Annotated in this window: 23 protein-coding genes; 12 read left to right on the top strand and 11 right to left on the bottom strand. The window is 74.8% G+C overall.

Annotated features, from left to right (window positions below):
- Positions 1-83: 83 nt before the first annotated feature.
- The 3 genes from ACIA8O_RS16850 to ACIA8O_RS16840 all read left to right on the top strand — a co-directional run bounded on the left by ACIA8O_RS16850 (position 84) and on the right by ACIA8O_RS16840 (position 3,271).
- Positions 84-1,553 carry a PepSY-associated TM helix domain-containing protein gene (locus ACIA8O_RS16850; RefSeq protein ID WP_396294589.1) on the top strand — a complete coding sequence of 490 codons (1,470 nt, stop codon included), beginning with the start codon at positions 84-86 and terminating at the stop codon, positions 1,551-1,553.
- A gap of 170 nt (positions 1,554-1,723) precedes the next feature.
- Positions 1,724-2,605 (top strand): GNAT family N-acetyltransferase, encoded by an 882-nt coding sequence (locus ACIA8O_RS16845; protein WP_396294588.1) that lies wholly within the window; start codon positions 1,724-1,726, stop codon positions 2,603-2,605.
- Positions 2,606-2,677: 72 nt separating this feature from the next.
- Positions 2,678-3,271 carry a HEAT repeat domain-containing protein gene (locus ACIA8O_RS16840; protein ID WP_396294587.1) on the top strand — a complete coding sequence of 198 codons (594 nt, stop codon included), beginning with the start codon at positions 2,678-2,680 and terminating at the stop codon, positions 3,269-3,271.
- Between the two features lie 198 nt (positions 3,272-3,469).
- Here ACIA8O_RS16840 and ACIA8O_RS16835 read toward each other — a convergent pair whose 3' ends face one another.
- On the bottom strand, positions 3,470-4,366 hold the full coding sequence (locus tag ACIA8O_RS16835) for a choice-of-anchor K domain-containing protein (protein ID WP_396294586.1): 897 nt from the start codon (positions 4,364-4,366) through the stop codon (positions 3,470-3,472).
- Positions 4,367-4,629: 263 nt separating this feature from the next.
- Between ACIA8O_RS16835 and ACIA8O_RS16830 the strand changes: the two genes are divergently transcribed.
- A complete protein-coding gene (locus ACIA8O_RS16830; RefSeq protein WP_396294585.1) occupies positions 4,630-5,223 on the top strand; it encodes a hypothetical protein in 594 nt (197 codons plus the stop codon).
- A 33-nt stretch (positions 5,224-5,256) separates the two neighbouring features.
- Here the strand turns inward: ACIA8O_RS16830 and ACIA8O_RS16825 are convergent, their stop codons facing one another.
- From ACIA8O_RS16825 to ACIA8O_RS16815, 3 genes are all read right to left on the bottom strand, one after another.
- A complete protein-coding gene (locus ACIA8O_RS16825) occupies positions 5,257-5,973 on the bottom strand; it encodes an NADPH-dependent F420 reductase (protein WP_396294584.1) in 717 nt (238 codons plus the stop codon).
- Positions 5,974-5,997: 24 nt separating this feature from the next.
- Positions 5,998-6,870 (bottom strand): aldo/keto reductase, encoded by an 873-nt coding sequence (locus ACIA8O_RS16820; protein ID WP_396294582.1) that lies wholly within the window; start codon positions 6,868-6,870, stop codon positions 5,998-6,000.
- Positions 6,871-7,468: 598 nt separating this feature from the next.
- Entirely contained in the window at positions 7,469-8,068 is a 600-nt protein-coding gene (locus ACIA8O_RS16815) for a TetR/AcrR family transcriptional regulator (RefSeq protein WP_396294825.1), read from the bottom strand.
- Between the two features lie 46 nt (positions 8,069-8,114).
- On the opposite strand from ACIA8O_RS16815, the gene ACIA8O_RS16810 reads away from it, so the two are divergent.
- A complete protein-coding gene (locus ACIA8O_RS16810) occupies positions 8,115-8,978 on the top strand; it encodes an alpha/beta fold hydrolase (RefSeq protein WP_396294581.1) in 864 nt (287 codons plus the stop codon).
- Between the two features lie 113 nt (positions 8,979-9,091).
- Positions 9,092-9,331 carry a hypothetical protein gene (locus tag ACIA8O_RS16805; RefSeq protein WP_396294580.1) on the top strand — a complete coding sequence of 80 codons (240 nt, stop codon included), beginning with the start codon at positions 9,092-9,094 and terminating at the stop codon, positions 9,329-9,331.
- 42 nt (positions 9,332-9,373) lie between these two features.
- Here ACIA8O_RS16805 and ACIA8O_RS16800 read toward each other — a convergent pair whose 3' ends face one another.
- The 4 genes from ACIA8O_RS16800 to lanKC all read right to left on the bottom strand — a co-directional run bounded on the left by ACIA8O_RS16800 (position 9,374) and on the right by lanKC (position 15,984).
- Positions 9,374-11,095 carry an ATP-binding cassette domain-containing protein gene (locus ACIA8O_RS16800; protein ID WP_396294579.1) on the bottom strand — a complete coding sequence of 574 codons (1,722 nt, stop codon included), beginning with the start codon at positions 11,093-11,095 and terminating at the stop codon, positions 9,374-9,376.
- The gene (locus tag ACIA8O_RS16795) at positions 11,092-13,080 is read right to left on the bottom strand and encodes an ATP-binding cassette domain-containing protein (RefSeq protein WP_396294578.1); all 1,989 of its coding nucleotides are present in this window, start codon (positions 13,078-13,080) and stop codon (positions 11,092-11,094) included. The genes ACIA8O_RS16800 and ACIA8O_RS16795 overlap by 4 nt, the downstream gene beginning before the upstream one ends.
- Before the next feature lie 113 nt (positions 13,081-13,193).
- Positions 13,194-13,319, bottom strand: a complete 126-nt coding sequence (locus ACIA8O_RS16790) for a SapB/AmfS family lanthipeptide (RefSeq protein ID WP_396294577.1) — start codon at positions 13,317-13,319, stop codon at positions 13,194-13,196.
- Positions 13,320-13,458: 139 nt separating this feature from the next.
- Positions 13,459-15,984, bottom strand: a complete 2,526-nt coding sequence (lanKC, locus tag ACIA8O_RS16785) for a class III lanthionine synthetase LanKC (RefSeq protein WP_396294576.1) — start codon at positions 15,982-15,984, stop codon at positions 13,459-13,461.
- A gap of 763 nt (positions 15,985-16,747) precedes the next feature.
- On the opposite strand from lanKC, the gene ACIA8O_RS16780 reads away from it, so the two are divergent.
- On the top strand, positions 16,748-17,467 hold the full coding sequence (locus ACIA8O_RS16780; protein WP_396294574.1) for an ANTAR domain-containing protein: 720 nt from the start codon (positions 16,748-16,750) through the stop codon (positions 17,465-17,467).
- Between the two features lie 6 nt (positions 17,468-17,473).
- Here the strand turns inward: ACIA8O_RS16780 and ACIA8O_RS16775 are convergent, their stop codons facing one another.
- Complete coding sequence (locus ACIA8O_RS16775; protein ID WP_396294573.1) at positions 17,474-18,160, bottom strand: NUDIX domain-containing protein; 687 nt, start codon at positions 18,158-18,160, stop codon at positions 17,474-17,476.
- 54 nt (positions 18,161-18,214) lie between these two features.
- Here ACIA8O_RS16775 and ACIA8O_RS16770 point away from each other — a divergent pair, with 54 nt between their 5' ends.
- Positions 18,215-18,973: a DeoR/GlpR family DNA-binding transcription regulator gene (locus ACIA8O_RS16770; RefSeq protein ID WP_396294572.1), complete on the top strand. Its 759-nt coding sequence runs from the start codon at positions 18,215-18,217 to the stop codon at positions 18,971-18,973.
- Positions 18,974-19,056: 83 nt separating this feature from the next.
- Positions 19,057-20,064 (top strand): ADP-ribosylglycohydrolase family protein, encoded by a 1,008-nt coding sequence (locus ACIA8O_RS16765; RefSeq protein ID WP_396294571.1) that lies wholly within the window; start codon positions 19,057-19,059, stop codon positions 20,062-20,064.
- Positions 20,065-20,071: 7 nt separating this feature from the next.
- Here the strand turns inward: ACIA8O_RS16765 and ACIA8O_RS16760 are convergent, their stop codons facing one another.
- The gene (locus tag ACIA8O_RS16760) at positions 20,072-21,178 is read right to left on the bottom strand and encodes a hypothetical protein (RefSeq protein ID WP_396294570.1); all 1,107 of its coding nucleotides are present in this window, start codon (positions 21,176-21,178) and stop codon (positions 20,072-20,074) included.
- Between the two features lie 154 nt (positions 21,179-21,332).
- Between ACIA8O_RS16760 and ACIA8O_RS16755 the strand changes: the two genes are divergently transcribed.
- Genes ACIA8O_RS16755 through ACIA8O_RS16745 form a run of 3 tightly spaced genes read left to right on the top strand, consistent with a single transcriptional unit; the run spans position 21,333 to position 23,917 of the window.
- Positions 21,333-22,094, top strand: coding sequence for an ATP-binding cassette domain-containing protein (locus tag ACIA8O_RS16755; protein ID WP_396294569.1), 762 nt, complete (start codon positions 21,333-21,335; stop codon positions 22,092-22,094).
- 3 nt (positions 22,095-22,097) lie between these two features.
- Complete coding sequence (locus tag ACIA8O_RS16750; RefSeq protein WP_396294568.1) at positions 22,098-23,318, top strand: hypothetical protein; 1,221 nt, start codon at positions 22,098-22,100, stop codon at positions 23,316-23,318.
- Positions 23,315-23,917, top strand: coding sequence for a hypothetical protein (locus ACIA8O_RS16745; protein WP_396294567.1), 603 nt, complete (start codon positions 23,315-23,317; stop codon positions 23,915-23,917). The genes ACIA8O_RS16750 and ACIA8O_RS16745 overlap by 4 nt, the downstream gene beginning before the upstream one ends.
- Before the next feature lie 27 nt (positions 23,918-23,944).
- Here ACIA8O_RS16745 and ACIA8O_RS16740 read toward each other — a convergent pair whose 3' ends face one another.
- Positions 23,945-25,324 (bottom strand): FAD-dependent oxidoreductase, encoded by a 1,380-nt coding sequence (locus ACIA8O_RS16740; RefSeq protein ID WP_396294566.1) that lies wholly within the window; start codon positions 25,322-25,324, stop codon positions 23,945-23,947.
- Between the last annotated feature and the right edge of the window lie 94 nt (positions 25,325-25,418).

Genomic DNA, 25,418 nt, shown 5'->3' with positions numbered 1-25,418 from the left:
TCCGCGCGCGGCCCGAGCGACCACAACCGACGCCTGCCCCGCGCCCGCACGACCGGGCGCGCGACCCCAGGGGACACATCACCATGTCTTCGACAACCGAACAGCAGCCGACCGACGCCTCCACCCCGGAGGCGGAGGCCGCCGTACCCGCGCGTTCCTGGCGCGAGGTCAGACCGCTCCTCGCCCGGCTGCACTTCTACGCCGGCATCCTCATCGCGCCGTTCCTGCTCGTCGCGGCCGTGACCGGACTGCTCTACACCTTCACCCCGCAACTCGACCGCCTGGTCTACGAGACCTGGCTGACGGTCGACGAGCCCGGCGGCGCCGTCCGGCCGCTCGCCGAGCAGATAGCCGCCGCCCGCCAGGCCTACCCCGAGGGCGAGCTCGCCTCGGTGATCACCCCGGCGGGACCGGAGGACACCACCCAGGTGGTCCTCTCCCTCCCCGAGCTCGGCGAGAAGCAGCTCACCGTGTACGTCGACCCGTACACCGCCCAGGTGAAGGGCGACCTGGTCACCTGGTTCGGGTCGACCCCGCTCAGCACCTGGCTGGACGACCTGCACCGCAACCTGCACCTCGGTGACTTCGGCCGTCTCTACTCGGAGACCGCCGCCACCTGGCTCTGGGTGGTCGTCCTCGGCGGCCTCGCGCTCTGGCTGGGCCGGGCCCGGGGACAGCGCGCGGCGAGCGCGCGCGGCGTCCTGCTGCCGGACCGTGCCGCGAAGGGCGTGCGCCGGACGCGGAGTTGGCACGCCGTCACCGGTGTCTGGCTGGCGCTCGGGCTGCTCTTCCTCTCCGCCACCGGCATGACCTGGTCGCAGTACGCGGGCGACCGCTTCGGCCAGCTGCTGGACGTGGCGAAGGCCCGCACCCCCAAGCTGAACACCACCCTGCCCGGCGCCCTGCCGCCCGCCGCGGACGCCCCGGCCGGCGAGCACGCCGAGCACGGCGGCGGCGCGGCCACGGCCCAGGCCCCGGCCGAGCCGGACCCGGCCGCCTTCGAGGCGGCCCTGGTGACGGCTCGCGCCGCCGGGCTCGACGGCACCGTGACGGTGACGCCGCCCGCGAAGGCGGGCAAGGCCTGGACGGTGGCGCAGAACGACAACACCTGGCCGGTCCGCTACGACAAGGTCGCCGTCGACCTCTCGAAGGGCGCCGGTGCCGGCACCGTCACCGCCCGGACCAACTGGTCGGAGTACCCGGTGCTGTCCAAGCTCACCAAGCTCGGTGTGCAGGGCCACATGGGACGGCTCTTCGGCCTGGCCAACCAGCTGGTGCTCGCCGCCCTCGCCATCGGACTGACCGTCCTCACCGTCCTCGGCTACCGGATGTGGTGGCAGCGCCGCCCCACCCGCGCCGACCGTGCAGCCCGCTTCGGCAAGGCGCCCGCCCGCGGCGTCTGGCGGCGCCTCCCGGTCACCGCCCTGGTGCTCGGCATCCCGCTCACGGTCGCGCTGGGCTGGGCCCTGCCGGTCCTCGGCGTGACGCTGGCCGCCTTCCTCGTGGTCGACGTCGTCACCGGCCTGGTGCGGCGCGGCGTCTCGACGAGCTGATCCGTCCGGCGGGCCGGGGTGCGGGCGACCACCGCCCCCGGCCCGCCGGGGCGCGACCGCAATTCGCTGTCGGCGGCGGCTCCGGCCCCGTACCCTCCCGGGGGGCCGGACGCCGTCCGGCCTCGTGCCGTTCCACCGTGCCGTCCCACCGTGCAGCCCCGGAGTCCGACTTGAGCGTTCGCATCACCGCGTTGACCGACCCCCAGCCGAGCGCCTCCGGCTACCGACTGGTCTGGCTGGCCGTCGCGGAGGAAGGGCATCCGGTCGGATCCGCCGCGCTGCGGATGTTCACCGGGCCCGGGCAGGACCACGCGGCGGAGCTGGACGTCCAGGTGCACCCCGGCGAACGGCGGCGGGGCGTGGGATCGCTCCTGCTGGAGGCGGCGGTGGCCGCCGCACGCGAGGACGGCCGGCGGAGCCTCGCCACCTGGGCCGGGGCGGACTCCCCGGCGGCGCTGTTCCTGCCGGCCCGGGGGTTCGAGGTCGTGCAGACCTACGTTCACACCAGGCTGCCGCTCGGCGAGGTCGACCTCGGGGAGGTGGTGGCCGGGATCGAACAGCCGCACCCCGGCTACCGGTTGACCTCCTGGGAGGGCCTGGTGCCCGACTCCCTCGCGGCCACCTTCGTGGCCTCCCGCCGCGCCATGGACGACACCCCGACCGGCGGCGCGGACTCCGGCACCATGGTCTGGGACCTCGACCGGGTCCGCACCGCCGTGACGGCCGTCGAGCGGCGGGGGGACCGGCTGCACACCGTCGTCGCCGTCGACGCGTCGGACGGTTCGATCGCCGGCTTCACCGAACTGGTCGTCCCCGGCGACGGCACGGGCGACGGGCAGCACTACGGCACCGGTGTCCTGCCCGGGCACCGCGGCCACGGCCTGGCCCGCTGGATGAAGCTGGCCTCCATCCACCACGCCCGCCGGCAGTACCCGGACCTGGCCGGCCTGTTGACCGACACCGCGGACGACAACCCCTTCATGCGCCGCATCAACGACTCGCTCGGCTACCTCCCCACCCACACGGCCCACGAGTACCGACTCGCGCTGTAGGCCGGCTGGCGGCCCGGGTGGTGGCCGGGAAAGCGGGTGACGGTGGGGCGGGGCGGGCCCTAACCTCTGCGCATGACATCGCTGTTGGACGGGTTGGACGACGTGCAGTGGGTGCGTGTGAGCGACACGTGGGGGCTGCGCGTCCGGTCGGCCGTCCCCGGACTGCTCAGGCGCCTGGAGAGTGCCGGGCCGGACGAGGCGTGGTCCGTCGGCGCGGACCTGCGGGGAGTTCTCATCCATGACCACTCCGGCGGGTACTTCTGGACCACGGAGTACGTCGTCCCCTTCCTCAACCGCCTCTGCCGCTCACCGGACGGCCACGTGGTCGCGACCTCGGTCGAACTGCTCACCGAGATCGCGTGCTCGCAACCGTTCAGTGCCGAGGTCGAGGCGGGCAACGAGGGCATGCTGGAACGGATCCAGGCCGTACTGCTGCAGGAACGGCCCTTCTACTACGGCCTGCTGACGCACCCGGACCCTGGGGTGCGCAGTGAGGCGGTCGAGTTGGTGTCCGTCATCGACGCGGGGGCGCAGCGGCGCACGGACGCGCTGGAGCGGATGTGGCGGACCGAGACGGAGGAGAAGGTCCGTCAGGTAGTGGCGCGCGAGCTGAACATGTCCCTCATCCATCCCGATCGGGGCTTCGGCGCGGACGTGCCGATGTGACGACCGGCGGCTCGCCGCCGGTGGCGCCCGCTACCCCAACGGCCTGCTCGGCGTCGCCATCGACCGAACCCCGGGGGCGGGTGCGCGGTGCTTTCACCGCGCGCCCGCCTCACCGTCGAACTTCCTCGAGACGGGTCACCGCGGGTGGGCCGCTGTGCCGGGGGCGGGCGTCGCGGACCCGTCCGGTCCGACGGCCGTTCAGTAGGTTTCGTCCTCGCCCTCGCCCTCGTCGTCCTCGGCTTCGATGCCGTAGCTGTAGTCCGAGACGAGTTCGTCGTTGCCGTCCGAGAGGTGTGCGGTGTCGCCCTTGTCGTTCCAGATGGCGCGTCCGCTGTCGTAGGAGTAGCCACCCCATTCGGTGTGGACCTCGTTGGTGTAGACGCGGATCCGCTGGCCGGCCTTGAGCGTGGTGCCGGGCGGGAAGACGAAGCTCTGGCCGGGGTCGTCGGCGTAGAGGTGCCAGCCGGAGATGTCCGCGTGTGCCGTACCGCGGTTGACGATCTCGACGTACTCGTCGGCCTGGGTGTACTTGACCCCGCCCTTGTGGTGGACGTCGGAGATCACCACGTCCGGGACGCCGACGCGTGAGAGCGAGGCGACGATGTCGGCGCTGTTGGAGCCGTTCTCGGGGCTGAGGAACTTGTTGACGATCTCGCCGTTGCGCTTGAAGCCGGTGATCACGGCGGCGTACGACTCGCCGTCGATCACGACGCTCTCCGGGGAGACCCGCGTGGGCAGGTCGACCTCGTCGTCCGGGCTGGGGCCGGTGTTGGGCGTCTCGAAGTGGTGGAACCTGAAGCTGAAGTCGCGGTCCTTGTCGTCCTCCTCGAACCGGATGTGCACCACGAGATCGACGTCGAACCGGTCGACGCCGTTGCCGAAGATCGGGAAGTTCTGGTGGGTGAAGGTGCCCAGCGTCGCCTCCGGGCCGCCGGCCTCCGCCTCGACCGTGCCGCCGGAGAACGAGTAGCCGCTCTTGCCGCCCGCACCCCCGGCCGGGGTGCCCCAGGAGATGTGGCTGGTGTTCAGCCCCGAGACGCCCGGCGGAGCCGGGGTGATGGCCGTCCAGGTCCCTGACGTCGTGATCTTCGACATGCTCTGGCTGCTCCTCGGTCCGGTGACGTCGCATCGAGGTCCACTGCGCGCGCGATGCGACGTCACCTGTGGCCGGTGCCCCTGGTGGGCACCGTTCCCGGCCATCCTATGTACACAATCAGTTGCCATGGGTTGCGCTGCGTGACCGGGCGTGTTGCCCGCACGGCCTGCTCGTCGCCTTCGCCCTGACCGGCCTCCGGTGGGAACGCGTGGGCGCGAAGCCGTTGTGGCCGCTGTCATGACGGTGTGTCAGACTCCCGCGCATGCATGGGGACACGGGGACGAACAGCTACCAGCGCCTGGCCGTGCGGCTGCACGAGCTGGGCATGATCACCCGCCGGAAGGCGGACGAGGGGATCGCGTACACGGAGGGCTGGAGCGAGCCGGAGGAGCGGCGGCGGACGGAGGAGCTGACCGCGGTGCTGGAGGTCTGTGACGTGGCGCTCCAAGTGCACGGGGAGGACGTCGACTACGCGGAGGGCGCGTACATCGACATCATCGAGGACGCCGTCCGGCTGGGCGGCGGGGTGCTCACCGTCACGGACGTGGAGCTGCTCGGCGAGGTCGGCTCCTCGCGTGACCTGGAGTTCAAGGTCGACGGCGAGCCGAAGTCCTGGCGGATCGAGCAGGAGTCCGACGACTACCTGGACATGGGCGCCGTCGAGGAGGGCATCGTCGACCTCGTCCCGGGCGGCGGCGATCCGCGGGTCTTCCACCGGATCCCGGGGGACGGGAGCGGCTGCGACGACGACTACTACCTGCTGGCCACGCCCGCCCACGCGGCCTTGCTGCAGGAGGAGTTCGGGATCCGCCTGGAGGTCCGCGGCCCCGACGGGCTGCCCGTCTACGACGGGTAGCCTGCCGGGGCCGCGGCCAGGGATGGGGGTCGGTCAGCCGCGGAAGTCGGCCGGGCGCTCCGGGGAGGCCTCCGCGAGGGCCTTGGTGACGGCCTCGACGCCGGCCCGGAGGCCGTAGACGGGGGTGTCGGGCTGCTGGCGCCAGGACTCGTCGATGGTGCCGGAGTCGACGGTGTCGAAACCGAGGGCGTCGATGAGGTCGCGGACCAGCTGCTTGGCGGCCGGGTCGTCACCGGCCACCGGGAGGGCCAGCCGGTCCGGGTCGCCGGCGGGGAGGGGGCGGTCGAGGATGTCCTGGGCGTAGGTGCCGTTGAAGGCCTTGACCACGGGGTGGCCGAGCCGGCGCTCCACCCAGCGGCTCTCGGTGATGCCCTCGTCCTCGATGCCGGCGATCCGGCCGTCGCGGTTGCGCGGGTAGTAGTTGTTGGTGTCGATCACCACGAAGCCCTCGGCCGCGCCGGCGAACAGGTCGTCCGGCAGGTCGGGGATGTTCTTCAGCGGGATGGTCACCACGACCAGCTCCGCGCCGGCCGCCGCCTCGCCGGCCCGGACGGGGGTGGCGCCGGTCTCGGCCGCCAGCTCGGAAAGGGTCTCCGGGCCACGGGAGTTGGCCACCGAGACGTCGTGGCCGAGGGCGGTGAGGCGGCGGGTCAGGTTGCCGCCGATGTGGCCCGCGCCGATGATGCCGATCTTCATGGGGTGTGCTCCCTGCTTCGTGGGTCGGTGGGCCTTGGCAAAGGGGAACGGCAAGGGGTTCTGCAAGGGTGGTGCGGCTCAGGCGAGGGCGCTGAGCTCGGCGAAGTCCGCGTCGTCCAGGGTGACCAGGGCGCCGCCGAGGTTCTCCTCCAGGTGGGCCACCCGGGAGGTGCCGGGGATCGGCAGCACGACGGGCGAGCGGCGCAGCAGCCAGGCCAGCGCGAGCTGGGCCGGGGTGGCGCCGAGGCGGCCCGCGATGGCGTCCAACTTGCTTCCGGGACGGGCGAGTTCACCGGTGGCGATGGGGAACCACGGGATGAAGGCGATGCCCTCCGCCGTGGCGTGGTCGAGCACCTGCTCGGAGGCGCGGTCGACCAGGTTGTAGCGGTTCTGCACGGAGACGATGGTGGCGTGCTTGCGGGCCTCCTCCAGCTCCTCCACGGTGACCTCGGAGAGGCCGAGGTGGCGGATCTTGCCCTCCTGCTGGAGCTGCGCCAGCTCGCCGAGCTGGTCGGCCAGCGGCACCTGCGGGTCGATCCGGTGCAGCTGGTACAGGTCGATCCGCTCCACGCCGAGGTGGCGCAGGCTCAACTCCACCTGCTGGCGCAGGTACTCGGGCCGGCCGACCGGGTGCCAGCCGTTCGGGCCGGTGCGGGTCAGACCGCCCTTGGTGGCGATCACCAGGTCGTCGGCGTACGGGCGCAGCGCCTGCCGGATCAGGTTCTCGCTGACGAACGGGCCGTAGGAGTCGGCGGTGTCGATGAAGGTGACACCCAGTTCGACCGCGCGGCGCAGCACCCGCACGGCCTCCGCCGGGGCCTCCGGGTCGCCCCAGACGCCGGGGCCGGTGAGGCGCATCGCGCCGAAGCCGAGCCGGTTGACGGGAAGGTCGCCGCCGAGGGCGAAGGTGCCCGAGGCGTCGGCGGGGCGGGAGGTGGACGAGGTGCTCATGGAGCACTCCTCTCGGTCGGTCTCACGGTGCGTCAGCGGCCGGACGTGCACGGTGGTGCGCGTCACGTGGATGCCGAACCGAGGGCTCCGGAGGAATGTTCCCGTGTTGCCGCAACATTGCGGCGCTCCGTCCGGTCGCCACCGCCCGGCGTACGGGAAGGGGGCCGGAGGCGAGTGCCGCGGTGGCCGTGGCCGACACCCGCGCGGGCTCCGGAGCGCGCACCGCACCCTGACCGAACCCGCCCGCTTGTTCTTCACGCTCTGACCGAGGTGGCCCACCTCGAACGCACCCGGAACTACCTGCGACCAGGGGATGTCACCGTCGCCGTGCGCCTGTGGCGGGACCACGTCCGCCGCTCCCAGCGGCAGCAGTGGCACGACCACGAGTGGGGCAACGTGCACTGGTACTGCTGCGGCAATCCCTGGGAGGCTCGCGCCCTCCTCGGTACGGTGGTGAACGCGATGTCACCCCGGGGCGCCCGCGAACTCCGGAAGATCATCAGCCGGCTTGACGTCGCCTACGGCATCCCCCTGCCGCCGCATGACGGCGAAGGGCCGCGGCTGGTGGATCCTTCCGCGGCTCGAGCGGCACCGTCCCTCAAGGCGCCCGGAAGAGTTCGTCCAGGTGGTGGGCGAGGATCGCCAGTGCGGCGTCGCCCGTCCGCTGGCCGCCCAGCACGCTCGAGCCCAGTCCGTTGACCATGGCCAGCAGTCCGGCGGCGGTGATCTCGGCGTCCTTGCCGGGGTCGATTTCCCCTGCCTGCTGGGCCGCGCGGATCTGCTTGGCGAGAAAGCCCTCCAGCTGTTCCGGTTGCCGAGCGCCGTGCGCTTGCAGGACCTCCGGGTCGTTGAGCACCAGGGTGTAGTAGGCGGCGTAGGTCCTGGTGATCCGCCGGCTTTCCGGATCGGTCGGCAGGATGCACGACAGGAGCGCGGTCACGATGGCGCGCGGGGTGGGCGGGGTCCCGGCCGCGCCGATCCACTTCTCCATGCGGGCCTGGAGTTGGGCACCGAGCCTGGTCAGCGCGTCGAGCAGCAGCCCTTGCTTGGTCTCGAAGTAGTACTGCACCAGCCGTAGGGAGACGCCGGCCTCGGCCGCGACGGCCCGCATGCTGGCCGACTGCAGGCCCTTCGTGTCGGCGATCCTCAACAGCGCCTCGGCGATCTGCCGTCGGCGCTCCTCGTGGTCGACCATGATCCCACCTCTCTGGTACACCCGTATCATGCCGTGATGCACATGTACCATGCGAATTGGTGAGTTCAGGAACGACCGGGCCCGAACCCGGTTCCTTACCGCGTACGAGCAGACCCTGGCCGAGCTGTGGCCGGGGCCGCGGACGGCACTGGACCTTCCGACCACGTTCGGGACCACTCGCGTCTACCGGACCGGACCGCAGGGCGGCGAGCCGATCGTGCTGCTGCCCGGATCGGGCGGGAACGCGCTGATGTGGCACCGGTACATCGACACGCTGGCCCGGCACCGTCCGGTCATCGCCGTCGACACGGTCGGCGAGCCGGGTGCGAGCGTGCAGACCGGCCCGATCCGCGACGGCCAGGACGGCGCCACCTGGCTGGACGAAGTCCTGGCAGCGTTAGAGGTGACGGACGCTCAGCTCGTCGGCTGCTCCTACGGCGGCTGGCTGGCGGTCAACCACCAGATCCACCGCCCCGGACGGGCCGCGTCCCTCGTCCTGGTGGACCCCGCGGGCTTCGCCGATTTCGGCCCGCGGTTCTACGCCTGGCTGATCGCCGGCGGGCTCGCCGCCGCCGCACCCCGCCCGCTCCGCCCCCGGCTCGCCCGCCTGGTCGGCAACAGCGCGATCCTGGAGCACGAACTGATGGGCCTGATGCGCGCGTCGATGGGATTCCGCCGCGCACTCCCGGTGCCACCGGTCCTCTCCGACGAGGAGCTGCGCCGCCTGCGCGTTCCCTCGCTGTTCCTGCTCGGCGCGCGCAGCGCCATGCACGACTCACGCAAGGTCGCCGATCGCCTCGGCAGGCTCGTGCCCTCGGCCAGGGTGGAGATCGTGCCCGGCGCCGGCCACGCGCTGCCGACCGACAAGCCCGAGCTGGTGGCCGAGCGGATCCTCCGGGCCGTCGAGCAGTAGCGCCACCGGGGCAGCCCCGACCGCTGCTGTCACGGAGCTTGCCTCAGGGATGACGTCGGCAGTCAGGGCGGGACGATGGTCAACCCGGTCTCGGGGCAGCAGCCGTCGAGGAGTTGACCTTCGCCGGCGCGGACACCGTCCTCGCCGTGCTGCGGGAGCTCTGCCCGCAGTACGTCGACGGCCGGCTGCCGGTGTGGGTCCGCAACCTCTCCTACCGGCTGCTGCTGCTCCAGCGGCCGGACGAGCCGGAATTGATGCGTGAGGCCGCGTTCGACCTCCGGTGCAACGGCCCGGACTGGGACGACGTCGCTGCCGGACTCCTCGCGCGGGCCGAGGAGTTGGAGAGCAGCTGAGGTGGGGGAGCGGTCGTGGGCTCCCGCACCGGGGCGCGGCGTTCACTCCGTCGGCCGCACGGCTCCTCCGGTGATCCGGTGGCGGCGGGTGCCGTCGAGGTGGAGGACGCGGTCGGCGCGGGCGGCCTGGGAGGGATGGTGGGTGACGGTGAGGAGGGCGCCCGGGCGGCGGCGGAGGGCGGTCTCGACGCGGAGGGCGGTGGTGGCGTCGAGGTGGCTGGTGGCCTCGTCGAGGACGAGCAGGCGGGCCGGGCTGAGGAACGCCCGGGTGACGGCGACGAGTTGGCGCTCACCGGGGGAGAGGGAGCCGGCCGTGACCTCGGCGTCGAGTCCGCCGTGACGGCTCGTCAGCTGTCCGGCGCCGAGGGTGCGCAGGGCGTCGGCGAGTTCGGTGGTGGGGCGGTCCGGTCCGGGCCAGCAGAGGTTGGCGCGCAGGGTGCCGGTGAAGACGTAGGGGTCCTGGGGGAGCAGGGTGCGGAGGGCGGCCTGCTCCTCCGGGGGGAGGATGCCGGCCGGCCGGCCGGAGAGCAGTACCTCGCCCCGGTCCGGGGCCAGGATCCCGGCGGCGACGGCGGCCAGGGTGGACTTGCCGATGCCGGAGGGGCCGACCACGGCGAGGGACTCGCCGTCGCGGAGCGTCAGGTCGAGGGCGGTGAAGACCGGCTCGGCGGAGACCCCGTAGGAGAAGGCGGCGCCGCGCAGTTCGAGGGCCGGAGAGTCGGGGATGGGGGATGAAGTGACCTGTGGAGTAGGTGAGTTGGCGGGGGAGGCGGTGGCCGCCAGGCGGCCGGCGGCGACGGACATCCGGAGCCAGGACGGGCCGAGGCCCTGCATCAGCAGGCGCAGGGCGGGCTCCAGGGTGCCGAGCAGGTAGGCCAGGGCGCCGAGCAGTGCGCCGGTGGTCAGCCCGTGGCGCAGCAGTGCGGGGGCGGTGAGCACCAGGAGGGCGAGGGGGCCGTGCACCCCGAGGGCGACCAGGAGGTGGCGGACGGCGGCGAGCCGGGCCAGGCCGCGCCCGGCGGCCTCGTTGGCGGCGATGTCGGCCAGGACGCGTTCGACGGCCTGCTGTTCGGCGCCGCAGGCGACCAGGTCGCGCAGGGCCGTGGTGGCGTCCAGCGTGGAGCCCGCCAACTGCTCCTCGGTGACGAAGAGTTCGCGCTGCCGCCGGGCCATCCGAGGTGTCAGGACGGCGAACGCCGCCAGTGCCAGCAGCAGCGGCAGGGCGACCGGCAGGACGGCGGCGGGGGCGAGTGCGGCGGTGCCGACCAGGACGGCGGCCACGGTGAGCAGGAGGTGGGAGACGAGCAGGAGTTGACCCGCCAGGCTGTCGCGTACCGCCTCCACCTGGCGGGTCACCTGGGCCACCGCCACGGCCGCCGCGCCCTCGCTGTGGCCGCGGGCGGTGGTGGCCCGGCGGAGCAGGCCGGCCGAGGCGGTGGCCAGCAGACGGTCCCTGGCCGGTTCGACGGTCCGGGCGAGCGGACCGTAGGCGCGGCGGGTGGACCAGGCGGAGAGCAGCGCGGCCGCGGCGAACAGGCCGAGCCAGGCGGCCGCCCGTCCGGGGTGGTGGGCGAGGAAGCCGTCGTCGACGGCGAGGGCGAGGGCCTTGCCGGAGAGCGCGGCGGGGGCGGCGGAGAGCACGGTCCAGCCCGCCAGCGCGGCCAACTCCCGGGCGCTGCCGGTGAGGGCGGTGCGGAGCAGGGCCATCGCGGGCCTGGTGGCGGCGGTGGCGGTGGCGGTGCTGGGGACGGCGGTGGTGGTCACGGGTGGCGGCCCCCTGGAACGGTGATCGGCGCGGCGGGTGTCCGTGCTGCCGGGGTGTCGTCCGGCTCGGGTGCGGGGGTGCCCTCCGGGCCGGGCCGCGCGGCGTCGTCGGACGGGGGGTCCGGGACGTCCTCCTCGGTGGGTGCGGGGTCACCGCTCGGCCGGGGATCCGGGTCGGACTGCGCGGCGTCGTCGGACGCGGGGACGGGAAGCTTCGCCTCTGCGGGCGCCGGGCCCCCGCCCGGCCGGGGCGGCGGCGCGTCCTCCGGCGCGGGTGCCGGGGCCTCCTGCGCGAGTTCGGCGGTGAAGAGCGCGCGGTAGGAAGGGGACCGCCACAGCTCCCGGTGCGGGGCCATCGCCCGGACCCGGCCGTCCTCCAACCAGGCGACCAGGTCCGCCCGTTCGGCGACGGTGGCGCTCCGGGTCGCGCAGAGCCGGGTCCGTCCGGTGGCGTGCAGCGTGAGCGAGTCCAGGACGGCTCCCTCGGTGGCCCGGTCCAGGCTCGCGGTGGCGCCGTCCAGGACGAGGAGGCGGAAGGGGCGGCAGAGGGCCCGGGCCAGGCCGGTCCGCTGGCGCTCGCCGCCGGAGAGCGGTGCGTCGGCGGTCGGGGTGCGGTAGCCGGACGGCAGGCGGCGGAGGAAGGCGTCGGCCCCGGCGGACCGCGCGGCCTGCGCCAACTCCCGTTCGCCGATGGAGGGGTGGCCGAGGGTGAGGGCCTCCGCGACGGTGGCTCCGTACAGGACCGGGTCGGGGAAGGCCACGGCGACGGCGGAGCGCAGCCGGTCCGGCCGGACGGTGCGCAGGTCGGCCCCGTCGAGCCGGACCCGGCCCGCGTCGGGCGCGGTGAGCCCGGCGGCGAGTGCGGCCACCGCCGAGGTGGCCCCGTCGTCGGAGCCGACCACCGCCACCCAACTCCGGGCCGGCACCGTGAGGTCGAGGGAGCGGAGTGAGGGGTGCAGCACCACGTCGTGGAACTCCAGCCGTCCGGCCCCGGCCGGGAGCAGCCGGGTGCCCGCCACGGGGGCCGGTACGGCGCACAGTTCGGCGATCCGGACGGCGCCCGAGCGGGCCCGGGCCAGGTCGAGCAGGCTCTGGGCGGCGCCGAACCCGCCGAGTCCGATGGTCGCGTACGCCATCGCGGCGGCCAGGCCGCCCGGGCTCAGCCGGCCGGCCGCCAGCTCGGCCCCGGCGGCGGCGAGGACCGCGACGTGGGTGGCGGGGGCGAGCAGTCCGACCTTCCAGGCGGTCTGGCGCTGGCTGCGCCACAGGCCGTGGCCGTGGCGGGAGAGTTCGGGCAACGGGCCCAGGACCCGGGCGAGTTCGGGGCCCTCGGCCCCGGCGGCGCGGATGTTCCGTGCGCCCCGCAGGGCCTCCACCAGGCGGGTGGTGATCGCGGCCTGCGCCACCTGGTAGGCCTCGCCGTGACGCGCGGTGCGGCCGACCTGACGGCGCACCAGCCACCAGCCGGCGGGGGCGGCGACCAGGAAGGCCAGGGCGGGCCACGGGGCGAGCAGGCACAGGCCCGCCACCGCGCCGACGGCGGTCACCACCTGCGCGGCGGTGTACACCACGGCGGCACCGGCCAGCCCGGCCAGCGGGGCGCTGCCCGTCAGCCGCGCCGCGAGGTCCCCGGCCTCCGGACGGGCGGCGGTCCGGGGGGAGGCCGCTCCGGGGCCGGTGGCCACCAGGTGGCGGACCGTCGAGGCGCGGAGCGCGGCCGTCACGGCGGCGGCCCCGCGCGGCGCGGCGTACTGCGCGCCGGACTCGGCGAGGGCGAACACCGCGACCAGGAAGACCAGTTGGGCTCCGGCTCCGGTGCCCTCCCCGGCCAGTGTGCGGTCGACCGCGCGGGCCAGGAAGCCGGGCAGCAGCAGGGTGCAGGCGGTGCTGGCTGCCACGGCCAGGCCCAGCGCGACCGTCCAGCGGCGGCCCAGCAGGAGGACGGGGCGGAGGGGGGAAGGGCGGGAGGTGCGCGGGCTCGGCACGGGCGCTCCGGTGGGACCGAGGCGGGCGGTGGGAGAAGAAGGGGACGACGGACGACGGACGGCGGGAACGCCGAAGCCGGCCGTGCGGCGGACCGCACGGCCGGCGGGGTGCCTCAGAGGCAGAGCACGGTGCTGACGGTGCTGTTGGTGCAGTTCACCACGGACAGGGAGCTGATGACCGAGCGGTACTCGGTGGTCTCCTCGGGGGTCTCCAGGGCCTGCAGGTCGAGGATCGCCATGGCTGTCTCCTTCGGTACTGGGTGGAGCGTGGGCTTTCCGGCGGTCGCCGGAACTCGTGGGGCGGCATGACCCGGCCGCGACGGGGTCCCGGGCCCGAAGGCCCGTGCGGGGGCGGGCCTCAGAGGACCGCAGGGGGCCTCAGGGCCAGAACGGCATCGGTGCGGTGCCGTCGTAGACCGAGGCCAGGGCGGTGAGCACACCGGCGGTGCCGGTCGCCAGGTCCATCGACAGGCGGAGCAACTGCTCACCGGGGAAGGCGGGTCGACCGTGGTGCGGCAGCACGTGCCAGGCCAGGCGGCGGACGTGCCGGGCGATCAGTTCGTCGGTCCGTCCGTCCGGGGAGCGCTCCTGGGCGAGCAGGGCGATCAGCCCGGCGCGGCCGTTGAAGAGGTTCGGCTGGACGATGAACTCGGGCTCGGCCGCCGCCCGGACCAGGCCGACCCGTTCGGCCAGCCCGTCGTCGGGACGGAGCCGCAGGAGGGCCTGGGCGACGGCGGCGATGCCCGCGCTGCCGGCCTCCAGGTAGGGCAGCACCCGGCTGCCGTCGTCCACTTGGAGCGTGCCGTCCTCGGCGAGGACGCAGTGCTCCAGGTCCCGGTCGAGCGCGGCGCGGGCCAGGTCGAGCAGTTGCGGCCGGCCGGTCTCCTGGTGGAGCCCCAGCAGCAGCAGCGCGGTGCCGCTCGCCCCGTGGAGCAGCCCGGTGCGGGCGCCCTTCGGCGCGGCCGCGCCCAGCCGCAGCGCCGAGACGGCCTGGTCGGCGCTGTGCGCGGCGGCGGTGAACAGCGCGCGGTCACCCGTCAGCCGGGCGAAGTGCAGCTGGGCCAGGCCGATCCCGGCCGCGCCGGAGGAGAGGTCGGGGCCCCGGCCCTCGGGGTCGTCCTTCTCCAGACGGGTGATCAGGTCGAGTGCGGCGTCCCGGTGGCCGAGCCGTTCCAGGGCCCAGGCGGTGCCGTGGGCGCCGACGAACAGCCCGGGGCGGCAGGGCTCCCGCCGGACGGCGTCGAGCAGCCACTCCACGTGCTCCGGGACGGGCGCGGCCCCGACGGCGTGCAGCGCCCAGAGCACTCCGGCCGCGCCGTAGGAGAGGCCGAGGCCGTCGTGGGTGAACTGGGCCGGATCGCCCGGGAAGAGCCGGTCCTCCCGCTCGGGGGTGGCGCTCGCGGTGACCGCGGCCACCAGCCCGTCGCGCAGCCGGGGCCAGCTCGCCGCCTCGCCGTCGAACAGGGCTTCCACGGCGGCGAGTTCGAGCTCCCGCTGCTCCCCGCCCGGATCGCCGGTGGCGGCCGTGGCCAGGTAGCCGGCGGGCAGGGAGAAGCGGGTCTCGGCCTCCCGGACCAGCGCCGCGCCCTTCGCCGGGTGCAGCACGGTGAGCGGCAGCAGCGGCAGGAAGGCCCACAGGCGCAGCGCGGCCAGCGCGTGCTCGTCGATCGCGAACCCGGTCAGGCCCGCCGGGGGTGCGAAACCGGCCGCGCCGAGCGCGGGGCGGACGAACGCCTCGGCGGGGGAGGCGAGTTCGAAGTCGACGAAGACCACCGAGCCGTCGTCGCGGACGATCAGGTTGCGCGGGTGCAGGTCGCCGAAGACGATGCCGCGGCCGTGGATGGCGCGCATCCCGCGCTCCACCTCGCCGAGCACCGCGAGCACCTCGTCCCGGTAGGCGGCGACGGTCGCCCCGTCCGCACCGGGGTGCACCAGCGGGTAGCGCTGCCCGAACCACTTGTGCAGGCCCTCGCCCTCGACGTACTCCTGCACCAGGAAGCGGTGCTCCCAGGCCGTCAGGTCGCCCAGCACGGCGGGCACCGAGTCGAGCCCGGCCAGGGCCTCCAGCACCTGCTGCTCCCGGGCGAGCCGGGTGACGGCGTCCTCGCCGCGCTGGTCCAGCCCGGCGTACGGGCGGCCCTCCTTGAGCACCACCCGGTCGCCGCCCTCCCGGCGGCGGGCCAGGTAGATGCCGCCGCCGTTGGAGAAGTGCAGCGCCCGCTCGACCGTGAACGGGAAGTCGTCCATGCTGGCGCTGCCCGCTCCGGCGACGGTCTCGCGCAGGATCTCCGGGACGGGTGCCCAGTCGGGCAGGTCGAAGGCGGCCCGCCGGACGTCCGGCCGCAGCCGGCCGGACGGCTCGCGCAGGGCGAGCACCAGCTCGCCCTCCTCGTTGCGGCAGAACTGCTCGGTGAACGCCCCGTAGCGCAGGTAGAGCGGGCCCTTGCGCCAGCGCAGGTCGCTGAGCACGTACGGGCCGGGGGCGCCGTCCAGCGCCTCGTCCAGCTCGGTCAGACATCGGCCCAACTGGCCGTCGTCCACGGGGTAGAGCGTCATGAACTTGCCGCTGGAGCCGCGGGCCGCGTACTTGGCGTTCTGGGTCTGCACCAGGACCGGGCTGCGCAGGAACTTGAAGGCCAGTCCGTTCGCGTGGCAGTACGGGCGCACCAGGTCCAGGATCCGCTGCGCGTTCTCCGGGCGGGCGGAGACGTGCACCTTCCAGCCCTGCTCGGGGATCGGCAGGTCGGCGGGCCGGTGGCCCACCCAGACCTCGCGCAGGCTGCGCACCCAGCCGCTGGGCGCCGGTTCGGCGGTGGCGGGGAACTCGTCGCGGGAGGCCCACTGGACCGGTGAGTCGTAGAAGACCGGATCGGCGTAGGAGTACGCCTCGTAGCGCATGTCCATCGTTTCGCTCCAGGGCGCGTTGGCGGACGGAGGGCGGCACCGGACCGGGCGCGGGGAGGGGCGCTGGGCCGGGTGGAACGGCACGGGGTCCGGGTGCCGGCGAGAGAGCGCGGGGCGGAGGTCCAGCGGCGGCCGGGACGCGGTCCGAGGGAGTGCCTCGGGAGCTCGGTCCGGGCCGGGGGTGAACCGCCCACCGAGAGTCTGGGGCGGCCGGTGCACGGCTCGCCAGTGGTCCTGGCGTGGTTGGCCGGATTCAGCGGGCGCATGCCGGGAGCACGGGTCGGACGGGTGGGGCGCGGAACATCGTGTGCGACTGATCGTCAGGCCTGGTGCCGGTGGGCGCGGACGGGGCCGGGGCCTGGCATTTGCCGACGGCAACGGTGCCACGGGGGAGCGGTCTCCCGGGCGGGGTACGGCCGCTCCGCCCCACCGGCGCACGGGTGCGCGTCGCCGGATTGGCGGAGCGCACGGCTCCGGTGCGGAGCCCCCGCCCGGCCGCCGCTGTCCGAGATCCGACCGGCGCACCGGCGGCGCGGGAGGCGTGCGCACGAGCCCCGGAGCCGCCCGAGGTGGTGACGGGCACCGTGAACGCACCCGGCCCACCCGGATCATCCGATGGGATGTCGACCCGCCTGCTGGTAGGGATGGTGACCGGCCGTCAGGCCGGCGGTGTGCCCCGGACCCGGAGGTGGGCGGATGGACCGGTTCGACCAGCAGGACAGGACCCGATGTCGGCGATCGGCGGCGGAGCGGGAGGTGCGCCTTGGCGGGATGTGACGAGCGGGTGCTGCGGGCGATGGTCGAACTGGCCGACACCTTCGGCGAGGACTTCGACGCGGTCGGCCACCTCGGCCGGCTGGCCGAGTGCGGCGCCGCCCTGTTCTCGGTGGCCTCGGTCGCGGTGGTGCTGACCGGCACGGGCGGGCGGCTGCACTGCGCCGTCGCCACCGACGGCCGGGCCCGGCTGCTCGGCGGGGTGGAGGCCGAGAGCGGGCAGGGGGCGGTGGCGGCCTGCCTGCGCAGCGGCCGCGAGGCCCGCTTCCTGGAGGGCCAGGACCCGCTGCACTGGCCGCTGTTCGCGGCCGCCGCCGGGCGGTCCGGGGCCCGGGCCGCGGTGGGCCTGCCGCTGCGCCACCGCGAGCGGGTGCTCGGCGGCATCGGCCTCTACGCCGACTCCGAGGCCGCCCTGGCCCCGGATCCGTTGCGGGTCCTGCGGGCCTTCGCCGAGGTGACCGCGATCGGCGTGCTGCGCGAGCAGTCCGCCCGCCACCAGGCCCGCACCGCCGAGCAGTTGAGAACCGCCCTGGCCAACCGGGTGGCCATAGAACAGGCCAAGGGCTTCCTCGCCCACCGCCTCGGCACCACCCCCGAGGCCGCCTTCGAACTCCTCCGCAGCTCCGCCCGCTCCCGCGGCCAGCGCCTCACCGACCTCGCCGCCGCTGTCCTGCGCACCCCGCCGGACGGCCAACTGCCCTTGCCCTGAAGCCGATCAGCCGTTCCTGAACGGGCCGTGCAGGGCCGCCCACTGGAGCAGCATGACGGTCTTGGCGTCGTCGATCCGGCCGTCCAGGGTCATCGCCAGGGCCTCGGTGAAGGGGAGTTCGAGGACCTCGATGTCCTCGCCGTCCTCCGCCAGGCCGCCGCCCTCGCCGGTCCGGTCGGCCGGGGTGTAGGGGGCGGCGAAGAAGTGGAGGCGTTCGGTGACCGAGCCCGGGCTCATGTAGGAGTCGAACACGTGGGTGAGCGGCCCGAGTTCGACGCCGAGCTCCTCGGCGCTCTCGCGGCGGATCGCGGTGGCCGGGTCGTCCGCGTCCAGCAGGCCGGCCGCCGCCTCGACGAGCATCCCGTCGGGGTGGCCGTTCACGTAGGCGGGGTAGCGGAACTGACGGGTCAGCAGCACACGGCCGCGCTCGGTGTCGTAGGGCAGGACGACGGCACCGTTGCCCCGGTCGTAGGTCTCGCGCTGCTGGGACTCCCACCGCCCGTCCCGGCGGCGGTAGTCGAAGGTGGTGCGGCGCAGCACGTGCCAGCCCCGGGAGGTGAGCTCGACCTCGCGGACCCGCACGCCGGGGTTGCGGTCGAGGTCGCGGCCGGCCAGGTCGAGGCCGGTGCGGCCCCGGTGGTCGGGGGTGGTCGTACCGGGGAGCGGGGCCGTGCTCGGCGACTGTGCGGTCATGGCGGCTACCATACAGGCAGAATCGTGCAAGAACGGGAAAGAACGGGAACGGACATGCTGGCTGCCGAACGGCGCGACCACCTGCTGGAGCTGCTCGCCCGCACGGGCAAGGTGCTGGCCAAGGAGGTCGCCGCCGAGCTGGGCATCTCGGAGGACAGTGTCCGCCGCGACCTGCGCGACCTCGCGGCGGAGGGGCGGTGCCAGCGGGTCTACGGCGGGGCGCTGCCCGTCTCCCCGGCCGTGGCCGACTACGGCACCCGGCAGGCCGTCGCCCCCGACGGCAAGCGGAAGGTCGCGGCACTGGCCGCCGCGCTGGTCCGCCCCGGCGGCTCGGTCATCCTCGACGGCGGCACCACCGCCCTCGCCGTCGCCCGCGCCCTCCCGAAGGGCCTCGCCTGCACCGTCATCACCCACAGCCCGACGGTCGCAACGGCCCTGATCGACCACCCGGGCGCGGAGATCTTCCTGCTCGGGGGCCGGGTCTTCAAGCACTCCGCGGTCACCTGCGGCGCCGCCGCGGTCGAGGCCGCCCAGAACGTCTCCGCCGAGCTCTGCCTGCTCGGCGTCACGGGCGTCCACCCCCGGGCCGGGCTGACCACCGCCGACGCCGACGAGGCCGCCATGAAGCGCGCCCTGGCCGGCCGGGCCGCCGACACCTACGTCCTCGCCTCCTCCGAGAAGCTCGGCACGGCCTCCCCGTACCGGGTCCTCCCCTGGGAGAAGGTCACCGGGGTGATCACCGACGCCGACCGGGGGCACACCGTGGTGGCGGAGCTGACGGCCCTGGGCGTCGAGGTGCTCACCGCCGGCTGACGGCGGGTCACGACCGGTACTCCGCCGGGGGCAGGCCCCGACCGGGCTTCCGTTCCGGCCGGTGGAGCACGTACCGTCTGCGGATGACCATCACCCCTTCCCATGCCGACCGTGTCCGCGGTTCCCTGCTCGGCGGCGCCCTCGGCGACGCACTCGGCTGGCCGGTGGAGTTCCACCGGCTGGAGCGGATCCGCGACGACCACGGCCCGGCGGGCGTGACCGGCCTGCGGGCCGCGGGCCGCCCGGGGGACCGGTCGGGGGACATCACCGACGACACCCAGATGACCCTGTTCACGGTCGAGGGCCTGCTGGCGGGCGGTACCCCGGCCGACCTCCACCGCTCCTACCAGCACTGGCTGCTGACCCAGCAGCGGCAGGGCCCCGGCCCGAAGCCCGCCTCCCCGCTGCTGGCCCACGCCTTCCTCTACGCCCGCCGCGCCCCCGGCAACGCCTGCCTCAGCGGACTGGAGGACCACCCGGAGTTCCTCCCGCCCGTCCCCACCGGCCAGGTCGGGCCGGTGAACGGCCACTCCAAGGGGTGCGGCACCGTGATGCGCTCGGCCCCGTTCGGCCTGACCGGGGCCGGGCCGTCGGCGGCGTTCGAACGGGCCGCCCAGTGCGCCCAGTTGACGCACGGCCACCCCACCGGGCAGCTCGCGGCGGGCGCCTTCGCGGCGCTGGTCGACCGGGTGGTGGCCGGCCTGCCGTTGCCCGAGGCGCTCGCGGTGGCCGTGGAGCTGCTGGAGCGTCACCCGAACGCGACGGAGACCCTGGAAGCCCTCGACCGGGCCGTGCGGATCGCCGCCGAGGGCCCGCCCTCGGCGGAGGCGGTCGAACGGGTCGGGCTCGGCTGGATCGCCGAGGAGTGCCTGGCCATCGCGGTCTACTGCGCCCTGACCACCTCCGACGCCCGCTCCGCCCTGCTGCTCGCCGTGAACCACTCCGGCGACAGCGACTCCACCGGGGCGGTCTGCGGCAACCTGGTCGGCGCGCTGTACGGCGCGGCCGCCCTGCCCGCCGACTGGCTGGCGGCGGTGGAGGGGCGGGAGCTGGTCACCGAGACGGCCGACGCCCTGGTGGCCTCCGCCTGACGGGCACTCAGTCCTCCGGCGCGAGGAGTCCGTCGATGCTCCGCCGCTCGTGCGCGGCGAGGGCACGGTAGTGCTCCTCCCCCGTGCGGTCGCCGACGTGGGCGGCGGCGGCGACCGCCGCCCGGAGGGCGACCAGGGACAGCCCGGCCACCTCGGCGGCCTGCCGGTCCGCCTCCGTGAACACCTCGGCCGCCAGGGCGGGTTCGGCGGCACCCGCGAGGAGGAAGAGCTCGGCGACGTACATCCGCCCGAGCCCGACCTCCCGCCACCCGTCGACCTCCGCCAGCGCCCGGCGGCACTCGGTCAGCGCCTCCCACCCGGCCGGGTGGTGGCCGGCCAGGCGTTCCAGCTCGGCCAGGTCCAGCCAGGCCGAGGCCCGGTCGCGCGCGCCCACGGCGAAGACGAGGGACTCGCGCCGGGCCTGGGCCGCCTCGGCGAACGCGCCGAAGTCGGCCAGCCAGGAACGGAGTTCGCCCAGGGTATCCTCGTCCCGCTCCTGCCCGGCGGCCCAGGCGTCGAGGAGTTCGCGGGCAAGCCCGTGGTCCCCCGTCATCCGGGCGCGCTCCACCAGGGTGAGCGGGTCCTCCCCGGCCGGGTCGGCCGGGAAGCGCGAGCGCATCGCCCCGAACCAGCGGGCCACCTCCTGCTCCGACAGCCACGGCTTCCCGTCCTCGCCGAGCAGCCGCTCCACCAGGGCGTCCCGCTCCGGGTGTTCGCCGGCCCGGACGTGGGCCAGGGTCGCCTCCACACCCGCCGCGCACAGCGCCTGGACGTCGTAGCCGCACCAGGTGTCGAAGTTGGCCCGCTTGATCTCCCAGTGCAGCCAGACGTCCTCGACCACCCGGTACTCGGCGAGCAGCAGCCCCGCGAGCGTGGTCTCGTCACCCAGCCCCTGGGACGGCACCCCCCGCCGGCACTGCGCCTCCTGCCCGGCCAGCCACCGCACCAACTCCACGTCCCCCGGCCCCCGGTCGTACTGCAGCGCCCACAGCACCCGCGCCCGCCGCACCGCATTCCGGTCGTACCCGCTCCCGTCGTCCCCGACGGCCGGCTCGTAGCGCAGCTCCTGCCACGCGGCGGACGACTCCCGCATCCGCCCCAGTTCGTTCGACATCCGCCCAGCATCGCACCGCCCCCCCCCGACGCCCCCGGCATCGGGGCGACCCCGCGTCAGTCCCCGGCGTGCGGGCCGTAGTTGCCCGCGGCGCGGGCCGGGTGGGGCATGATCGGGCCGACGTCCCTTCGACTGCGAACCGGATCGGTGGCCGATGCCTGTTGAGATACGTGACTGCTCCTTCCGGTACCGGAGGGGAGTCGAGGTCCTGTCAGGGCTGAACCTCCGGTTCGGAGCGGGATGCACCGTGCTGCTGGGGCCGAACGGGGCCGGCAAGTCGACCCTGCTGGGCCTGGTCTCCTCGGTGCTGAGGCCGACCTCCGGCCAGGTCCGCCTGGAGGGACCGGGCGGGTCGGCCGGGCTGGACACCGGCCGGGCCAAGGACCTGAAGGAGTACCGGCGCAGGGTCGGGTGGCTGCCGCAGCAGGTGCGGCCCGTGCCCGGGTTACGGGTCCGGGAGCAGGCCGCCTATGCGGGATGGCTCAAGGGGCTGTCCCGCCGGGAGGCCTGGGAGAAGTCCTCCCGGGCGCTCGAACAGGTCGGGCTCTCCCCACTGGCGGACCGCCGCAGCTCGGAACTCTCCGGAGGCCAGCTACGGCGCCTGGGCATTGCGCAGACCCTGGTCCACGGAGCCCGGTTGGTCCTGCTGGACGAGCCGACGGCCGGCCTCGACCCGGTCCAGCGAGGCGTCCTCCGCGAACTGATCGCCGAACTGCGCCACCTCACCTCCTTCGTGGTCTCCACCCACCAGACCGAGGACCTGGCGGAGGTCTACGACGAGGTCGTCCTGCTGGACCGGGGCGAGATCCGCCACCAAGGCCCCGTCGACTCCTTCCTCGCCCTCGCGCCGCCCGGGGTCACGGCCGAACGCCGTGCCGAGTCCGCCTACGCCGGCCTCGTCGTCGGGGAGGTCTGACCGATGCCCTGGCACACCCTGTTCCGCACCTCCGCGGCACTGCGCTGCGCGCCCGTCCTGTACGCGTGGATCGCGATGTACAGCAGCGAGCTGACCGGCTGGGTCACCGAGGGCTACTGGCCGTCGGCCGCGGCACAGAGCGCCTTCCTGCTGAACTTCACCGTCCCCGCCGTCGCCGCGTGCGGCGCCTGGGAGGCCCTCAAGGTCCGCCGTTCGGGCGTCCTGGGCGCGGCACCGTCCCGCTCGGCCACGACGATCGCCCTGTCGGCGCTGGCCCCGGTCCTGGCGATGGGGGCCGGGGCGGTCCTGCTGGCCCTCGCCCTGCTCGCCCCGCGGGCGGACGGCCTCCCCGGCCGGTCCACCGCGCTCATCCTCGCCACGGAGCTCCTCGTCGTGCTCGCGCATGCCGTGGCCGGCTACGTCCTGGGGTCGGCCCTGCCCCGGATGCTCGCGGTCCCGCTGGCACTGATCGGCGGCTTCGTGTGGATGGCCTACCCGGCATCCTTGAACACCTTCTGGGTCCGGCAGCTCAACGGCCGTAATCTGAGCGAGTGTTGCGCGCTCGACCAGGTGCCGTCCCCACGGGCGGTGGCGTCCGTCCTGCTGACCGTCACCGGGCTGGTGGCGGCCGGCTGGATCCGGCTGCGGTTGCGCGGACACCTCCGCTGGTCCGCTCTTCCGGCGCTGGCGGTAGCCGTACTGCTGGGGGCGTGGATCGCCGCCCCGCTCGGCCACCAGGCCTCCACGGCAAGGCCGTTGAGCGAGCGGAGCTGCACGGACGGCGCACCCCGGATCTGTCTGTGGCCCGAACAGCGGCCGGAAACGGCGCGCATCACCACCTGGTCGGTCCAGGCCGCCGAGCGGCTGAGGGCCGCCGGCCTCACACCACCGGCCACCGTGACGCCGCTCACCGTCCGCCCGGCCGAGGACGAGGTCCGCGTCCTGGTCGCGACGTCCCTGGTGCCCGGTCGGCTGCCGCAGTGCGCGCACCAGCGCGGGGCACGGTGGCCGGGCGCCGGAGCGGTCGCACCGCTGTCGGTCTGGCTGACGCTCACCGCCGGAGCCACACCCGGCTCGGTGGAAGGCCGCTACGGCCGGCCGGCGGTAGCACGGGTGAGCCAGATCATGACCCTTCCGGCGGCCGATCAACTGGCCTGGTACGAAAGGAATATGGCGACACTCGACCGCTGCGACCTCGAACCGGTGCTGGAGGCGGCACGGTGATCTGGTGGATGCGGGTGCGGTGCGTCCCGGCCGTGGTCGTCGGACTCCTGGTGTGCGGCGCCCTGGGCATGGCCGCCGACTCGGTGACGGTGCCGATCCCGGTCGTCGTCGGAGGGCTGACCTTCGACCTTCCACTGCCCTCCGTCCTGCCGGTGCTGCCGGTCTGCCTGATCCTCCAGGGGCAGGAACGGGCCCGGCGGGAGCTGGAGGAGGTGGCGGTCAGAGCGGTCGGCCGGTGGGACGCCGCCCTGATGGCCACGGCCGTCGCGGTCTCCGCCCTGGCGGCCGCCGTGGCCTCGGCGGCGGGCGGTGGCACCGCGGCCGTCGCCCTGGCCCGGGACTTCGCGGGCTACCTCGGATTCGCCCTGCTGATCCGGTACCTGGCGGGGGCGTACCTGGCGTCCGCGGCCGTGGCCGTCCTGCCCTTCGCCTGCGCCTCCTTCGGCTTGACGCACAACCGTCCCGGCGTCTGGGCCTGGCCACTGCACGAACCCTCGTCCGTGACCGCCGGTGCGCAGGCACTCCTCCTGCTCGTCGCGGGCGCCGTCACCCTCGCCCTGCCGCCGGTCCGCCACCACCGCGGCGGCGGGGCTGACTGACCGTCACCGACCGGCGCGCGGCGGGGGTCAGCAGCCGCTGCCGGTGGTGGAGCACGCGGTGCCGGAGGCCCCGCCGACGGCCAGGGTGATGAGCTGTGGTGCGGGGGCCGCGCAGCATCCGGCGTCGCCGTCGGCCGCCGGGGTGGGCCGGTCGAAGAGGCCGGCGCCGCCGCAGACCCCGGTCTCGGGGAGGGTGAGTTCGACGCGGGCGGCGGCGTCGTGGTCGCCGGCGAGGTGGGCGGCGACGGAGCGGACCTGCTCGTAGCCGGTGAGGGCGAGGAAGGTCGGGGCGCGGCCGTAGGACTTCATGCCGACCAGGTGGACGCCCTGTTCGGGGTGGGAGAGCTCGGCGACGCCGTGGGGGTAGACGGTGCCGCAGGAGTGCTGGTTGGGGTCGATCAGCGGGGCGAGGGCGGTCGGGGCCTGGAGGCGCTCGTCCAGGCCGAGGCGCAGCTCGTCGAGGAAGGACAGGTCGGGCCGCAGGCCGGTGAGCACGATGACCTCGTCCAGGCCCTCGGTGCGGACGCCGTCCTCGGAGACCAGGGTGAGCTTGTCGCCGGTGCGCTCGACGGCGGCGGTGCGGAAGCCGGTGAGGGCGGTGGCGTGGCCGTTCTCGACGGCGGTCTTCGCCGCCTGGCCGAGGGCGCCGCGGGCGGGCAGTTGGTCGGCGGAGCCGCCGCCGAAGGTGGAGCCGGTGATGCCGCGTCGCAGCACCCACACGGCGTGGGTGCCGGGCTCGGCCGCGGCGAGGCCGGCGAGGGTGGCCAGGGCGGTGAAGGCGGAGGCGCCGGAGCCGATGACGGCGGTGCGGCGGCCGGCGTACCGGGCGCGGACGGCGGGGTCGTCGAGGTCGGGGACGCGGTAGGAGATCCGGTCGGCGTTGGCGCGCTCGCCGAGGGCGGGCAGGCCGTCGGCCCCGGCGGGGCCGGGGGTGGACCAGGTGCCGGAGGCGTCGACGACGGCGGCCACCGTCAGGCGTTCCTCGCGGCCGTCGGCGTGGGTGACGTGGACGGTGAAGGGCTGCTCGTCGCGGCCGGAGTCGACGATGCGGTCCCGCCCCGCGCGGGCCACGCCGGTGACCGTCGCGTCGTAGCGGACCGCCCGGCCGAGGGCGTCGGCGAGCGGCTGGAGGTAGCGCTCGGCCCAGTCGGCGCCGGTCGGGTAGGCGGTGGGCTCGGGGCGGGTCCAGCCGGTGGGCGCGAGGAGCTTCTCGGCGGCCGGGTCGACGAGTTCGGCCCAGGTGGAGAACAGTCGTACGTGGCCCCAGGCGCGGACCGAGGTGGCGGCGGACGGCCCCGCTTCGAGGACCAGCGGGGTCAGGCCGCGCTCGGTGAGGTGGGCGGCGGCGGCCAGGCCGATCGGGCCGGCGCCGATCACGAGCACGGGCAGGTCGGTGGCGGAGGTCATGGCGGTGCTCCCCTTCGAGCTGTCTGGCAGGCAGGTGGGCGGTTCGGGCTTCCCGCCTGATTCGATGAACGTCGATGTGCTGGCGAGGTCGACC

The sequence above is a fragment of the Kitasatospora sp. NPDC051853 genome, from assembly GCF_044452665.1.
Lineage (GTDB): Bacteria > Actinomycetota > Actinomycetes > Streptomycetales > Streptomycetaceae > Kitasatospora.
The sequence above is the reverse complement of the archived record's forward strand: the minus strand, read 5'-3'. Positions and strand labels throughout refer to the sequence as shown.